Origin of the sequence: Actinomadura chokoriensis (genome assembly GCF_039529475.1) — a bacterium.
Classification (GTDB): domain Bacteria; phylum Actinomycetota; class Actinomycetes; order Streptosporangiales; family Streptosporangiaceae; genus Spirillospora; species Spirillospora bangladeshensis.
Genome location: NZ_BAAAMW010000006.1, coordinates 155,134 through 170,876, shown reverse-complemented (window position 1 = coordinate 170,876; position 15,743 = coordinate 155,134). Strand labels below are relative to the sequence as shown.

7 protein-coding genes are annotated in these 15,743 nt (G+C 73.7%); 1 reads left to right on the top strand and 6 read right to left on the bottom strand.

Annotated elements, in window-relative coordinates:
• Positions 1 to 30 precede the first annotated feature (30 nt).
• Complete coding sequence (locus tag ABFX46_RS15955) at positions 31 to 1,017, bottom strand: ABC transporter ATP-binding protein (protein ID WP_346042917.1); 987 nt, start codon at positions 1,015 to 1,017, stop codon at positions 31 to 33.
• Between the two features lie 368 nt (positions 1,018 to 1,385).
• On the opposite strand from ABFX46_RS15955, the gene ABFX46_RS15950 reads away from it, so the two are divergent.
• On the top strand, positions 1,386 to 2,441 hold the full coding sequence (locus tag ABFX46_RS15950) for a S1 family peptidase (protein ID WP_346042916.1): 1,056 nt from the start codon (positions 1,386 to 1,388) through the stop codon (positions 2,439 to 2,441).
• A 90-nt stretch (positions 2,442 to 2,531) separates the two neighbouring features.
• On the opposite strand, the gene ABFX46_RS15945 is transcribed toward ABFX46_RS15950, so the two are convergent.
• The 5 genes from ABFX46_RS15945 to ABFX46_RS15925 are packed head-to-tail and all read right to left on the bottom strand — an operon-like array spanning position 2,532 to position 15,717.
• Positions 2,532 to 3,263 carry a thioesterase II family protein gene (locus ABFX46_RS15945; protein ID WP_346042915.1) on the bottom strand — a complete coding sequence of 244 codons (732 nt, stop codon included), beginning with the start codon at positions 3,261 to 3,263 and terminating at the stop codon, positions 2,532 to 2,534.
• The gene (locus ABFX46_RS15940; RefSeq protein WP_346042914.1) at positions 3,260 to 3,889 is read right to left on the bottom strand and encodes a GNAT family N-acetyltransferase; all 630 of its coding nucleotides are present in this window, start codon (positions 3,887 to 3,889) and stop codon (positions 3,260 to 3,262) included. The genes ABFX46_RS15945 and ABFX46_RS15940 overlap by 4 nt, the downstream gene beginning before the upstream one ends.
• A complete protein-coding gene (locus ABFX46_RS15935) occupies positions 3,882 to 4,091 on the bottom strand; it encodes an MbtH family protein (protein ID WP_131941429.1) in 210 nt (69 codons plus the stop codon). The genes ABFX46_RS15940 and ABFX46_RS15935 overlap by 8 nt, the downstream gene beginning before the upstream one ends.
• 11 nt (positions 4,092 to 4,102) lie before the next feature.
• Positions 4,103 to 8,044, bottom strand: a complete 3,942-nt coding sequence (locus ABFX46_RS15930) for an amino acid adenylation domain-containing protein (protein ID WP_346042913.1) — start codon at positions 8,042 to 8,044, stop codon at positions 4,103 to 4,105.
• Positions 8,041 to 15,717, bottom strand: a complete 7,677-nt coding sequence (locus tag ABFX46_RS15925; protein WP_346042912.1) for an amino acid adenylation domain-containing protein — start codon at positions 15,715 to 15,717, stop codon at positions 8,041 to 8,043. The genes ABFX46_RS15930 and ABFX46_RS15925 overlap by 4 nt, the downstream gene beginning before the upstream one ends.
• Positions 15,718 to 15,743 lie beyond the last annotated feature (26 nt).

Sequence of the window (15,743 nt, the reverse complement as noted above, 5' to 3'; positions counted from 1 at the left end):
AGGGGCCGTATAACAACAACACGCCGCAGATCAACGGGGGCGCTGGAAGGAGGTGAGGGTGTCCCAGTCGGTGAGCCAGTCGCGGCCCCGCTCGTCTACGAAGGAGCCGGGCGGCGGGGTGATCCCGTGGTCGCGCAGCCAGGCGCCGGGGCGCCGCATGGACGGGCGGAGCCGGCCGTCGCTCGGCATGAGCTGCGGCTGGATCGGCGCCGGCATCGGCGGGGTCTGCGGCTCGGCGGCGATGTCGGCGGCGTCCTTCTCCTCCGCCATGCCGATGGGGCCCTGGCGGCGGGCGTTGAAGAACTGGTGGACCGCCGGGTGCGTGCTGGACAGCACCATCTCCCGGGGCCCGAACATCACCAGGCCGCGACGGAACAGCAGGCCGAGGTTGTCGGGCAGGACGCGGGCGGTGCCGATGTCGTGGGTGACGATGAGGAACGTGGCGCCGAGCTCGGTGTTGAGGTCGACGAACAGCTGGTTGAGGTAGGCGGTGCGGACGGGGTCCAGGCCGGAGTCCGGCTCGTCCGCCAGGATGATCTCGGGGTCCAGGACCAGGGCGCGGGCGAGCCCGGCGCGCTTCTTCATGCCGCCGGAGATCTCGCCGGGCAGCTTGTTCTCCGACCCGGTCAGGCCGACCATGTCCATCTTCTCCAGCACGATGCGCCGGATCTCCGACTCGCCCTTCTTGGTGTGCTCGCGCAGCGGGAAGGCGATGTTGTCGTAGACGTCCATGGAGCCGAAGAGGGCGCCGTCCTGGAACAGCACGCCGAACTTGCGGCGCATCTCGTAGAGCTCGTTCTCGCGCAGCCGCGGGACGTCGCCGCCGCCGACGTACACGTGGCCGCGGTCGGGGCGCAGCAGCCCGACGAGGTTCTTCAGGAACACCGACTTGCCGGTGCCGGACGGCCCGAGCAGCGCGGATATCTCGCCCGCCGGGATGGTGAGCGACACGTCCTCCCAGATGACCTGCCGCCCGAACGACTTCCTCAGCCCTTCCACCCGGATCTCGACGCCCATGGGCACTCCCGTGCCGGGGAACCGGGGGCGGGGGTTCCGCGTCAGAGTGTCCGGTCCCCCGCCGCTTCGACTGTACGTCGGGAACGGCGCGCCGGGGAGGCCCACATCGGACGCCCGGTGGCCGTCCGCCGCGAGGAGGCCGGAGTCCGGGATGCGCCGGCCGCATCCCGAGACATAATCGCGTTCGGTTCGCCCGGCCGGGAGTCCGGCATGCCCGGACTGACCACCTGCGGCCCCGCAGGATGCCAACGACGCCGCCCGGAATTGGTCACCTTCTGCGTCTTACGTCCGCATTGACGGTTCTTACACGATGTCGAAGACCTCCGGCGCACCACAAGGGTGCGCCAACCCCCCCGCTGGAGGCACAAGTGAAGAACCGTCACAGGCGCGCCGGCGCCACCGCCGTCACCGCGGCGGCGGCCGGACTCGTGGCCGCCACCCTCGCGGCCGCTCCCGCCGCGTCCGCCAGCCCCGCCGCGCCGGCCGCTCCCGCCGCGCCCGGCACGCTGGCGACCTCCCTCGCCCAGCAGCTCGGCGCCCAGACCGCGGGCTCCTACCTCAAGGGCGGAAAGCTGGTCGTCACGGTCACCAGCGCGCAGGCCGCGCAGGCGGTCCGCGCCGCGGGCGCCGTGCCGAAGACCGTCGCGCGCAGCGGCGCCGACCTGGCGAAGGTCATGAAGGCGCTCGACCGCGAGGCGGCCGTCCCCGGCACCGCGTGGGCGGTGGACCCGGCGACCAACCAGGTCCTGCTCACGATGGACAGCACGGTCAAGGGCGCCAAGCTCACGAAGGTGAAGGCCGCGGTCGCCGAGCAGGGCGCGGCGGTCCGCACCGAGCGCGTCGCCGGGACGTTCCAGAAGCTCACCCGCGGCGGCGAGGCCATCTACACCGGTGGCGCGCGCTGCTCGCTCGGCTTCAACGTCCGGTCCGGCAGCACGTACTACTTCGTCACCGCCGGGCACTGCACCAACATCGGCACGACCTGGACCGACAGCTCGGGCCGGACGCTCGGCCGCACCGTGGCCAGCAGCTTCCCCGGCAACGACTACGGGGTCGTGCAGTACACCTCGGCGCCGACCGACACGCAGGGCAGCGTCTACCTCTACTCCGGCACCCGCGACATCACGAGCGCCGGGAACGCGGCGGTCGGGCAGACCGTGTACCGCAGCGGCAGCACCACCGGCCTGCACAGCGGCACGGTCACCGCGCTCAACCAGCGGGTGAACTACGCCGAGGGCAGCGTCAGCGGCCTCATCCGCACCACGGTGTGCGCCGAGCCGGGCGACAGCGGCGGCTCCCTGTTCGCGGGCTCCACCGCGCTCGGGCTGACCTCCGGCGGCAGCGGCAACTGCTCCTCGGGCGGGACGACGTTCTTCCAGCCCGTCACCGAGCCGCTCTCCCGCTACGGGCTGAGCGTCTACTGATCTCGCGGCACCACTGAGAGGACGGCACCGTGAGAGGCGGGCCGCCCCCACCCGGACTCCGTGGGGGCGGCCCGTCCGCCGTGCACGGGCTCAGGCGGGGACCTCCAGCGTGCGGAGGACCTCGGCGATGACGGCGGGCTGCTGGTCGGTGAGGTAGAAGTGGCCGCCGGGCAGCACCTTCAGCGCGAACCGCCCGTCGGTGACCCGTGCCCAGCCGCGCGCCTGCTCCTCGGTCACATGCCGGTCGGCGTCGCCGATGAGCGCGGTGACCGGGACCGCCAGCCGCGTCCCGTCCCGGTGCGCGTAGTCCTCGATGAGCGCGAAGTCGTTGCGGACGTACGGCAGCACCAGCTCGCGCAGCTCCGGGTCCCGCAGGGCCTCGGCGTCGGTGCCGCCGAGTCCGATCATCTCCTCGACGAGGGCGTCGTCGTCCTTGCCGGCCACCCGCTCGCCGCCGCGGTCGTCCGGCGGCCGGGCCCCCGAGGCGAACACGTGCACCGGGGCGGCGCCCCGCTCCTGCAGCAGCCGCGCCACCTCGTAGGCGAGGACGGCGCCCATGCTGTGCCCGAACAGCGCGGCGGGCCGGTCCATCAGCGGCGCCATCGCGCCGGCGACCAGGCGGGCCAGCTGGTGGGCGTCGGTGACGAACGCGTCCGCCATCCGGTCGGCGCGGCCCGGGTACTGGACGGCGTGCACCTCGACGGCCGGGCTGATCTCCTTCGCCCAGGGCCGGTAGAACACCGCGGACCCGCCCGCGTGCGGCAGGCAGAACAGCCGCATCGACGCCCAGGGGCGCGTCTCGGCGCAGCGGAACCAGGTCACGTGATCAACTCCTCCTCCTCGTACCGGCGGGAGGCGCGGCGCGGGTCGTTCGGCAGCGGCCACGGCGCGATCCGCGGGTCCGGGACGAGCTTCGGCGCGGTGGTCTCCGCCGCCACCTTAAAGCCCCGGCGCCGGTAGTTCGCGATCGCGTTCGGGTGGTCGAGGCTGCTGGTGCGCAGCCACACCCGAGCGGCGGGGCCGGCGTCCGGCGCCCACAGCCCGCCGCGCTGCCAGGCGCGGCGGGTGCACTGCTCCACCAGGTAGCCGCCGTAGCCGCGGCCGACGAACGCCGGGGTGAGGCCGACCAGGTGGATCTCGGTGTCGCCGCCCGGCTGCGCCTCGATCTCGAAGAAGCCGGCGATGGTGCCCTCGGCCATGGCGATCCACGTGGACAGCTCCGGGCGCTCCACCCAGGACCGCCACTGGCCGTAGGTCCACGGGAAGCGGTCCGTCCAGCAGACGCGGGCGCCGACCGTCGCGTACAGGGCGCGGTTGACGTCGGCGGACGGCAGCGCCGCCAGCGTGAACGTCATCTCGACGCCCGGCAGCGGCGCGGGGCGCAGGTCGGCCGCGTCCCGCATCTCCATGGTCCACTCGGTGACCGAGGGGATCTCCAGGTCAGCCACCCATGGCCTCGATGAGGCTCTTAGGCCGCATGTCCGTCCAGTTCTCGCTGATGTAGTCGAGGCACGCCTGCCGGGTGTCCTCGTCCTTGGCCACCGTCCAGCCGGCGGGGACCTCGGCGAAGGACGGCCACAGCGAGTGCTGGCCCTCGTCGTTGACGAGCACCAGGTACGTGCCGTCCGGGTCCTCGAACGGGTTGCTCATCGGTATCCCTTTCAGTGTGAGCTGTGGAGCTTGTCCAGTTTGGCGGCCAGCACGGCGCCCATCTCGGCGGCCGGGCCCGGGTCCAGGAGCAGGTGGTGCTCGGCGTCGATCGGGTAGTCCTCGATCTCCCCGTCGACGAGCGGGCCCCAGTTGGCGCGCGCGGTGGGCGAGTCCTCGGTGCGGCCCTGGAGCGCGGTGAAGAACACCATGTCGCCGCGGAACCGCCCCGGCCGGTACTCCTCGGCCTGCCGGAGCCCGTTCTCGTAGTTGCGGTAGACGTTGACGAGGTCGTCCTCGGCGAGGGTGGCGAGGGCGTCGTCGCGGTCGGCGAGGATCCCCATGATCTGCGCCATGTCGGGGTTGCCGTCGGGGGCGATCGCCGCGGCGTCGACGCCGATGCCCTGGAGCAGCTCGTGCAGGATCTCCCGCTCGTCCCCGGCGAGGTCCTGGCCGCGGTAGGAGTCGATGAGCGCGAGCAGCCCGACGCGCTCGCCGGCGGCCTGGAGCCGGACGGCCATCTCGTAGGCGACGAGCCCGCCGAGGGACCAGCCGGCCAGGTGGTAGGGCCCGGACGGCCGGACGGCCCGGATCTGCTCCAGGTAGTCCGCGGCCATCTCCTCGACCGACTCCGGCAGCTCGGACCGGGTGAAGGCGCGCGCCTGCAGCCCGTAGACCGGCTGGTCGGGGCCGAGGTGGCGCTGGAACTGGAGATAGGGCCAGGCGAGGCCGCCGGCCGGGTGGACGAAGAACACCGGCGGGCGGGACCCGCCCGTCCGGATGGGGAGGAGCACCTCGAAGCCGATCCGGTCCCCGGGGTCGCCGACCCTGGCGAGCGCCTCGACGGTCTGGTGGGTGAACACGTCGCGGGGCGTCAGCTCGACGCCGGCCTGCCGCGCGCGGGTGACGAGCCTCAGCGCGGCGATGCTGTCGCCGCCGAGGTCGAAGAAGCTGACGTCCGCGCCGACCCGGTCGAGGCCGAGGACGTCGGCGACGACCCCGCACAGCCGCTCCTCCTCGGGGGTGCGCGGGTCGCGGCCGCCGGCGGCGCCGGAGTAGTCGGGGGCGGGCAGCGCCCGCCGGTCGAGCTTGCCGGTCGGGCCGACGGGGAAGGTGTCCATCCGGACGAACGCGGCGGGCACCATGTACTCCGGCAGCCGCTCGCGGACGTACTCGCGGAGGCCGTCCAACGTGCGCTCTTCGCCGGGGGGGCCAGGGAGGTCGTCCCCCCTGGTAGAGAGGGCGGGCGCGATGACGTAGGCGACGAGGGCCTTGGCGCCGGGTGCCTCCTCGCGGGCGATGACGGCGACGTTGGAGACGCCGGGGTGGCCGGCGATGACCGCCTCGACCTCGCCCAACTCGATCCGGAACCCGCGGATCTTGACCTGGAAGTCGGCCCGGTCGACGTACTCCAGGTCGCCGCCGGGCCGCCACCGCATGAGGTCGCCGGTCCGGTACATGCGGTCGCCGGGCGCGCCGAACGGGTCGGCGACGAACCGCTCGGCGGTGAGCGCGGCCCGCCGCAGGTAGCCGCGGGCGATGCCGGACCCGGCGAGGTACGCCTCGCCGACGACGCCGGGCGGGACGGGGCGCAGCGCCCGGTCCAGCACGTACACGCGCATGTCGTCGTAGGGCCGGCCGAGCACGGGCGTCCGCTCCGCCGGGTCGGCGAGGGGCGCGCGCTGCGGCGCGGCCGTCGCGTACGTGGTCGCCTCGGTCGGCCCGTACATGTGGACGACCTCGGTGTCCGGGCAGGCGTCGAGGACCTTGCGCATCGCGGCGGGCGACCCCGCCTCCCCGCCGGTCAGGACCTCGCGGAGCCGGGCGAAGGCGTGCGGCCGCTCGTCGGCGACGAGGTTGAACAGGGTGGTGGTGAGGAAGGCGGCGGTGAGGTCCTCGGCGGCGATGATCTCCTCGAGCGCGGCGCCGTCCAGGTGGCCGGGGGGCGCGAAGACGGCGGTGCCGCCCTGCAGCAGCGGCGTCCACAGCTCGTAGGTGGAGGCGTCGAACGCGTGCGAGGAGTGGACGAGGACCCGCTCGTGCGCGCCGCCGCGGAGCCGTCCGTCGGTGGCGAGGCCGACGGCGTCGCGGTGCGTGATCACGACGCCCTTCGGCTGGCCGGTCGAGCCGGAGGTGAAGAACACGCAGGCGGCCTGGTCCGGGTGGCACGGCACGCCCGGGTCGGCGGCCGGCGCGGCGGCGGTCTCGGGGTCGTCCATGGCGACGATCCGGGCGGCGGTGCCGAGGGCGGCGGCCCGGTCGCGCATCGGCCCGTCGACGAGCAGGACGGGCGCGCCGACCTCCTCGATCGCCCAGGCGACCCGTTCCGGCGGGTAGCTCTGGTGGACGGGCGCGTAGGCGCCGCCCGCCTTGAGGACCGCCAGGGACGCGACGGCCACGTCCGCGGACCGTTCGAGCAGGACGGCGACGCGGGACTCCCGGCGGACGCCCAGCCCGATCAGCCGGTTGGCGAGCCGGTTCGCGCGGGCGTCCAGCTCGGCGTAGGTGAGGGACGCGCCGGCGGCGCGGACGGCGGCGGCCTCCGGGGTCTTCGCGGCCTGCTCGGCGAAGCGGCCGGTGAGGGTGCCGGGCGTGCGGCCGGTCGCGGCGCCCTGCCAGTTCTCCAGGACGTCGGCGCGCTCCTCGTCGTCCAGCACGGAGACGCGGCCGAGCGGCAGGTCGGGCCGGTGCGCGACGGCGTCGAGGATGCGCAGGAGGCGCCGCATCAGCCGCTCGGCGTCGGCGCCGCCGAACAGGTCGGGGCGGTGGTCGATGCGCAGGGACAGGCCGCGGCCGGGGACGGCGGCGAACGTCAGCGGGTAGTGGGTGGCGTCGTAGCCGTCCACGTCGCGGAGGGTGAGGCCGCCGAGGTCGGCGCCGGCGGCGTCCGGGTCGAACGGGTAGTTCTCCAGGACGGTCATCGTGTCGAACAGCGTCCCGGCCCCGGTGAGCCGCTGGATGTCGGCGAGACCGAGGTGGTGGTGCGGCATGAGCGCGGCCTGCTCGTCCTGCAGGCGGGTGAGGGCCTCGGCGACGGTGTCGGCGGGCCGGACCCGGACCCGGATCGGCAGCGTGTTGATGAACAGCCCGATCATCTGCTCGACGCCGGGCAGTTCGGGCGGGCGGCCGGACACGGCGGCGCCGAACACGACGTCGGTGGAGCCGGTGAGGCCGCCGACCAGCGTCCCCCACGCGAGCTGCAGGACGGTGTTGAGGGTGACACCCTGGGCGCGGGCGCGCGCGCTGAGCGCGGTGGTGAGCTCCTCGGTGAGCGTCGTCCGGACGCGGCCGGGCGCGTCGGTGCCGGGCTCGGGCGCGCCGGGGGCCACGAGGGTGGGTTCGTCGACGCCGTCGAGGGAGCGGCGCCACGCGTCCTCGGCGGCGGGGCGGTCCTGGGCGGCGAGCCAGGCCAGGTAGTTCTTGTAGGGGGTGACGCGCGGCATGCCGGTGTCGTCGCCCTTGGCGAGGTAGAGCGCGAACAGCTCGGTCTGCAGGACGGGCGTGGACCAGCCGTCCAGCAGGATGTGGTGGTTGGTGAACACCATGCGGTGCAGGTCGTCCGCCAGCTTGATGAGCATGAACCGCAGCAGCGGCGGCTTGGCCATGTCGAACGGCCGGGCGCGTTCCGCGCCGGCGAGGTCGCGGGCCTTCGCGTCGCGCTCGGGTTCGGGGAGCGCGGACAGGTCCTCGTCCTGCCACGGCAGCCGCACGGTGCGGTGCACGACCTGGACCGGCGAGCCCTCCTTGCGCTGCCGGAACCCGGCCCGCAGGTTGGCGTGCCGGCGCAGCAGGGTCGCGGCGGCGGCCTTCAGCGCGTCGACGTCGAGGGGGCCGCGCATGTCGAGCACGATCTGCGCAGTGTAGACGTCGTGGCCGGAGTCGTAGAGGGCGTGGAAGAACAGGCCCTGCTGCAACGGGGACAGCGGGAGGATGTCCTCTAGCTGCGACTTGCTCAATCCAGCTCCCCTTCACCGTCGAGCTCGGCGGCGAGCTCGTCGATCTCGTCCTGGCTGACGTCCACGAGGGACAGGTCGGACGGGGTGAACCCGCCGACGGGCCCGTCTCCGGCGCCGTCGACGACGTGCGCGACGAGTCCGCGCAGCGCCGCGTACCAGCGGCCGGCGAGGTCCTCGATCGCGGCCGCGTCGAACAGGTCCCCGGCCCACGTCCAGGTCGCGGACAGCTCCGGCCCGCCCGGCAGGTCGCGGGTGTGCGCGTTGACCTCGATGGCGTGGACGAGGCCGAGCGCGGCGTCCTGCCCGCCGCCGAGGGCGTCGCTGTCGGCCAGGTCGGCCGGTCCCCAGTCGGTGGCCTCGGGCGCGGCGGAGCGGCCGAGGTAGTTGAACGCGATCTGCGGCTGCGCGGCGAGGCCCGTGCCGGCCTCGGCGTTGAGGTGGCGGAGCAGCCCGTACCCGATGCCGTTGTCGGGGATCTCGCGGAGCTGCTCCTTGACCCGCTTCAGCGCGGTGCCCATGGCCGGTCCGCCGTCGCGGACGTCGGCGGGGTCGAGGCGGCCCGCGTCCAGCCGGACCGGGTAGATGGAGGTGAACCAGCCGGCGGTGCGGGACAGGTCGACGCCGGGGACGATCTCCTCGCGGCCGTGCCCCTCCAGGTCGATGAGGACGGCCGTCTCGTCGGACGTGCCGCGGTCGCGCCGCCATTCGGCGACGGCGAGGGCGAGCCCGGTGAGCAGGACGTCGTTCGCCCGGCCGTGGAACGCCGCCGGGACCTCGGTGAGGAGCGGCTCGGTCACGTCGGCGGGCAGGTCGAGGGTGAGGTGCCGCGCGGTCCCGAACGTGTCGGCGGCCGGGTCGAGCGGGCGGGCGCCGAGGACGGGGTCGGGGGTGGCGAGGACGTCCCGCCACAGCGGCAGCTCGGCGGTGCGGGCGGGGTCGGACGCCTCGGCGGTGAGGCGCTGCGCCCAGCGGCGGAACGAGGTCGGGACGGGGTCGAGGTCTCCCCCGGACCAGGCGGTGACGAGGTCGGGCAGGATGATCCGCCAGGACACGCCGTCCACCACGAGGTGGTGGAGGGTGAGCAGGAGGCGGCCGGATGCCTCGGGTCCGGCGTCGAACCAGACGAGCCGCGCCATCGTCCCGGCGGCCGGGTCGAGCCCGCGGCGGGCGGCCTCGGCCTCCTCGGCGAGGACGGCCCGGAGCGCTCCGGTGTCGAGGCCGGCCACGTCCACGCGGCGGACGAGCGGCGCGGCGTCGACCGTACCGGGCTCGGCGACCTCGAACTCCTCGCCGTGCACGCGGAGGCGGAGCATGTCGTGGTGGTCGAGGACGGTCTGGAGCGCCCTGGTCAGTGCGTCGGCGCCGAGGTCCGGCGGGACCTGGAGGAGCATCCGCTGGCTGTAGCCGTCGACGGGGCCGTTCAGGTCCTGGAACCAGCGCATGATCGGGGTGGCCGGCACGCGGCCGATGCCCGCGCCGGGCGGCTCCGCCTCGGCGCGCTCCCCTTCGCCGACGGGCCGCGCCGTGGCCGCCAGCTCCTCGACGGTCTGGTGCTGGAACACGTCGCGGGGGGTGATGACCAGGCCCGACTGGCGGGCGCGGGACACCAGCTGGATCGCGATGATCGAGTCACCGCCGAGGTCGAAGAACCCGTCGTCGATCCCCACCCGCTCCAGGCCCAGCACCTCGGCGAACAGCCGGGCGAGGGTCTCCTCCTCGGCGGTGCGCGGCGTACGGGACGACACCTTGGCGGCATAGTCGGGGGCGGGCAGCGCCTTGCGGTCCAGCTTGCCGTTGGCCGTCAGCGGCAGCGCATCGAGTTCGACAACGGCGGCCGGGACCATGTAGTCGGGCAGGTCCTTGCCAGCGAACCGGCGCAGCTCGGCGGAGTCGACGCCGGACGCGACCACGTAGGCGACCAAGCGGTCGTCGCGGACGATCACGGCGGCGTCCTCGACCGCGTCGTGCCTGGTCAGGACGGCCTGGATCTCGCCGAGCTCGATCCGGAAGCCGCGCAACTGGACCTGCTGGTCGGCGCGTCCCAGGTATTCGAGGGTGCCGTCGCGGCGCCAGCGGCCGAGGTCGCCGGTTCGGTACATGCGGGTGCCGGGCTTGCCGTGCGGGTCGGCGACGAACCGCTCGGCAGACAGGGCCGGGCGGTTCAGGTAGCCGCGCGCCAGGCCCGCGCCGGAGACGTACAGTTCGCCGGGCACACCGGCCGGGACGGGCTGGAGGCGGTCGTCCAGGACGTAGACGCGCAGGTCGGGGATGCCGACACCGATGATGCTGCCGGGCGCCGTCGCGGCGTGGACCTGGTCGAGCGCGATGTACGAGACATGGACGGTCGTCTCGGTGATGCCGTACATGTTGACGAGCGTCGGGGCGTTCTCCGGGTGCCGGGAGTACCAGTCTTCGAGACGGCCCAGATCGAGGGCTTCGCCGCCGAAGACGATGTAGCGCAGCGCCAGATCGGCACCCGGGTTGGCCTTGTCGGCGGCCATGAGCTGGTAGAACGCCGACGGGGTCTGGTTGAGGACGGTGACCTTCTCGGCGTCCAGCAGCTTGAGGAAGTCCTCCGGCGACCGCGACGTCAGATACGGGACGACCACCAGTCGGCCGCCGTACAGCAGCGGACCCCACAGCTCCCAGACGGAGAAGTCGAACGCGTAGGAGTGGAAGAGCGTCCAGACATCGTCCGGGCCGAACTCGAACCATTCCTCGGTCGAGTGCAGCAGACGCACCACGTTCTGGTGCGGGATCACCACGCCCTTAGGACGACCCGTCGAACCCGACGTGTAGATGACGTACGCGGGATGGTCCGGTGAGACAGCGACGCCGGGATTGGTGTCGGGCATGCCGGTGGCATCGAGATCGTCCGGGCCCAGCGTGAGGACGGGCTTGGCGTCCTCGACCATGTACGCGATACGGTCTTTCGGATAATCCGGATCGATCGGCACATACGCGGCACCGGTCTTCAACACCGCGAGGATCGCCACGACAAGGTCGGCCGAACGCGGCAGAGCCAACGCCACGAACTGCTCAGGCCCGACACCCTGCTCAACGAGCCGATGCGCCAGACGATTCGCCCTCGCGTTCACCTCGCCATACGTCCACGACACACCCTCGAACGTCACCGCGAGCGCCTCCGGACGCACCGCGACCTGCGCCTCGAACAGCGCCGGAATCGTCGTCCGCTCGACGTCGCCGGAGTTCTTGCCGCCCGCCCAGCGGCGCAGCAGCGTGCGGCGCTCGCTCCGGTCGAGGATCTCGGCGGTGGTGATGGGCGCGTCGGGGGCGGCGACCAGTTCCCGGACGAGGCGCTCGAAGCGGTCGGCGATCGTCACGGCGGTGCCGGGGTCGAACAGGTCGAGGGCGTATTCGAGTCCGGCCTCGATGCCGCCGGGCGCACCGCCGACGCCGTGCCGTTCCTCCAGGTAGAGCGAGAGGTCGTACTTGGCGGTGCCGGCCGTCAGGGGTTCGGCGCCGCCGGTGAGGCCGTCCAGTTCGAGCCGGGCCTCCGGGTTGTTCTGGAACGACAGGGCGACCTGGAACAGCGGGTGCCGGGCCATCGACCGCGCCGGGTTGAGCACTTCGACGAGCCGCTCGAACGGCAGGTCCTGGTGCGCGTAGGCGGCGAGGTCGGTCTCCTTCACCCGCGCGATCAGCTCCCGGAACGACGGGTCCCCGGAGGTGTCGGTGCGCAGGACGAGCATGTTCACGAACATGCCGACGAGGTCGTCCAGGGCCTCGTCCGTCCGGCCCGCGATCGGCGAGCCGATCGGCACGTCGGTTCCGGCGCCGAGCCGGGTGAGCAGCGCGGCGTAGGCGGCCTGCATGACCATGAACAGGCTGGCGCCGCTCTCGCGGGCGAGCGCGAGCAGCCCGGCGTGCAGGTCGGCGTCCAGCTGGAACGCGTGCGTTCCGCCCCGGTAGGACGCCTCCGCCGGGCGCGGCCGGTCGGCGGGCAGCCGCAGTTCCTCGGGCAGGCCGGCGAGGGCGTCCCGCCAGTAGGCGATCTGCCACGAGATCAGGCTGCCGGGGTCGTCCTCGGAGCCGAACAGCTCGCGCTGCCAGAGCGTGTAGTCGGCGTACTGGACGGGCAGCGGCGCCCACTGCGGCGCGCGTCCCTCCGCGCGGGAGGCGTAGGCGAGGATCACGTCGCGGGCCAGCGGCGCCATCGACCAGCCGTCCGCCGCGATGTGGTGCAGGACCAGCATCAGGACGTGGGCGTCGCCGCCGAGCGCGAACAGGCGGGCGCGCAGCGGCGGCTCGACCGACAGGTCGAAGCCGCGCCCGGCCTCCGCGGCCAGCGCCATCGGCAGGCCCGGTTCGCCGGTCTCGGTGACGTCGAGCCGGGGCCGGGCGGCGGCCGGTTCGAGGACGAGCTGGCGGGCGGTGCCGGACCCGTCCGGGAAGATCGTGCGGAGCGACTCGTGCCGCGCCACCACGTCGGCGAGCGCCTCCCGCAGCGCGTCCAGGTCGAGCACGCCGTTGAGGCGCAGCGCGATCGGCAGGTTGAACGTCGCGGACGCGCCCTCGAACCGGTTGAGGAACCAGAGCCGCTGCTGCGCGTACGACAGCGGCACGACGCCGGGGCGCTCGGCCCGCACGAGCGGCGGGCGCACGTCACCGGCCGCGTCGGCGAGCCGTTCGGCGAGGCCCGCGACGGTCGGCGCCTCGAACAGCGCCCGGACGGGCAGCTCCGCGCCGAGCGCGGACCGGACCCTGCCGACGAGCCGCGTCGCGGTGAGCGAGTCGCCGCCGAGGTCGAAGAACCCGTCGTCGACGCCCACCCTCGGCACGCCGAGGATCTCCGCGAACAGCCCGCACAGGATCTCCTCCTGCGGGGTGCGCGGCGCGCGGCCCGCGGCGGCGCCGGCGTCGGGCGCGGGCAGCGCGGCCCGGTCGAGCTTGCCGTTCACGGTGAGCGGCAGCGCGTCCAGGACGGTGAGCGACGGGACCATGTAGTCGGGCAACCGCTCGGCCGCGTACCGGCGGACGGCGGCGGCGTCGGCGTCCGGGCCGACCAGGTAGGCGGCGAGGCGCTTGTCGCCGGGCCGGTCCTCGCGGACGACCACGGCGGCCTGCGCGACGCCGGGGCAGCCGGCGAGGACGTTCTCGATCTCGCCCGGCTCCACCCGGAAGCCCCGGATCTTCACCTGGTCATCGGCGCGGCCGAGGTACTCGATCGTGCCGTCCGGGCGCCACCGGGCCAGGTCGCCGGTGCGGTACATGCGGTCGCCGGGCGCACCGAACGGGTCGGCGACGAACCGCTCGGCGGACAGGCCGGGCCGGCCGAGGTAGCCGCGCGCGAGCTGTACGCCCGCCAGGTACAGCTCACCGGGGACGCCGGCCGGCACCGGCTGGAGCGCGGCGTCGAGCACGTACGAGCGGGTGTTGCGGTAGGGCGCGCCGACCGACGGGTGCTCGCTGAGCGCCACCACCTGGTTCATGGTGTCGATCGTCGATTCGGTGGGCCCGTAGAAGTTGCGCGCGGTGAGTCCGGGGGTCGCGCGGAGTTCGGCCCACATGCTCTCGCCGATGGCCTCGCCGCCGAGGAGCAGCTGCGCGGGCCGGTGCCGCCCGTCGTCGTCCAGCAGGCCCGCTTCGCGGAGCGAGGCGAAGTGCGACGGGGTCGTGTTCACCAGGTCGATCCGCTCGCGCGCCACGTACGCGGTGTACGCCTCGACGTCGCGGCGCACGGCGTCGTCGATGAGGTGCAGCTCGTGGCCGTACATCATCCACAGCAGGCCCATCCACGACGTGTCGAACGAGAACGACGCCAGGTGCGCGAACCGCATCCGCCGACCGCCTGCGGCTTCGATCGCCGGGTCGATGAACGCGTCCCGGTGCGCCTCGAAGTAGTTGAGCACTCCCACATGCGGGACGGTCACGCCCTTGGGGCGACCCGTCGAACCCGACGTGTAGATGACGTACGCCGCGTTCTCCGCCCGCAGCGTCCGCGCCGGGTCGTGCGCCGGCCTTCCGGTGGTGTCGGGGAAGTCGTCGGCGGTGATCGTGAGGGCCGGGCGGGCGTCCGCCAGCATGTAGGCGATGCGGTCGGCCGGGTACTCGGGGTCGATCGGAACGTAGGCGGCGCCCGCCTTGAGGACGCCGAGGATCGCGACGACGATCTCGGGCGTGCGCGGCAGGACGAGGGCCACCCGGTCCTCGGGCCCGATCCCCCGGGCGATCAGCTCGTGGGCGAGGCGGTTGGCGCGCTCGTTCAGCTCCGCGTAGGTCAGCCGGGCGTCGCCGCAGACGAGGGCCGTGTCGGACGGGGTCCGGACGGCCTGGGACTCGAAGAGGGCCGGGAGGGTGCCGGCCGGGATCTCGCCGGCGGTGTCGTTCCAGGCGGCCAGCGCCGCCCGGCCGGCGTCGCCGGCGAGGTCGACCGCGCCGATCAGGCGGCCGGAGTCCTCGGCGATGGCCTCCAGGAAGCGGCGGACGCGGGCGAGCAGCGCTTCGACGACCGCGTGCTCGTAGACGTCGGGCCGGTAGTGCAGGCGCAGCGACAGCCGCTCGCCGGGCAGGGCGACGAACGACAGGGGGAAGTGGGTCGCGTCGTAGGAGTCGGCCCCGGTGATGCGGACGCCGTTGAGCGAGCCGTCCATCGAGTCCGGGTCGAACGGGTAGTTCTCCAGCACCGTCATCGTGTCGAACAGGGCGCCGGTGCGGCCCGCCGCGCGCTGGATGTCGGTGAGGCCCAGGTGGTGGTGGGCGAGGAGTTCGGTCTGCTCCTCCTGGACGCGCTCCAGCAGGGACCCGAGCGACTCGTCCGGCCGGTGGCGGACGCGGATCGGCAGCGTGTTGATGAACAGCCCGATCATCTGCTCGATGCCGGGCAGTTCGGGCGGCCGGCCGGACACGGTCGAGCCGAACACCACGTCGTTCGTGCCGAGAAGCCGGCCGAGGACGAGGCCCCACGCGCTCTGCAGCACGGTGCTCAGCGTGACGCCGTGGCGGCGGGCGGCCCGCGACAGGCGCCGGGTGGTCTTCTCGTCCAGCTCGGTGATGGTCCGCTTCGGGGGCTCCGGGGCGCGGGCGGCGGCCTCGGGGGCGACGAGGCTCGGCTCGTCCACGCCGTCGAGGGCGCGGCGCCACGCCTCCTCGGCGGCGGCGCGGTCCTGCCCGGCCAGCCAGGCCAGGTAGTTCTTGTACGGGGTGACGCGCGGCATCCCCGCGTCGTGGCCGCCCTGCATGTAGAGCAGGAACAGCTCGGTCACGAGGATCGGCGTGGACCAGCCGTCCAGCAGGATGTGGTGGTTCGTCAGGATCAGCCGGAAGCGCTCGGGGCCCATCCGGACGAGGACGAACCGCAGCAGCGGCGGCGCCGTCATGTCGAAGCCGCGCGCCCGCTCCCGCGCGACGACCGCGTCGGCCTCCGCCCCGGTGGCGGTGACCTCCTCCCACGGCAGCTCCACCGTGCGCGGGATCACCTGGACGGGACGCGACAGGTCCTCGTGCCAGAACGCGGCGCGCAGGTTCGCGTGCCGCCGCAGCAGCGTCCCGGCGGCGGTGCGCAGCGCGCCCGCGTCCAGGGGCCCCTCCAGGTCGAGGACGACCTGGGCCGTGTAGACGTCGCCGTCGCCCGCGTCGAAGAGGGCGTGGAAGAAGAAACCCTGCTGCAAGGGTGACAGCGGCAGGATGTCCTCAAGGTCCCCCCGGTTCACCTGATCCTCCAAAGGATGCCCAGGTC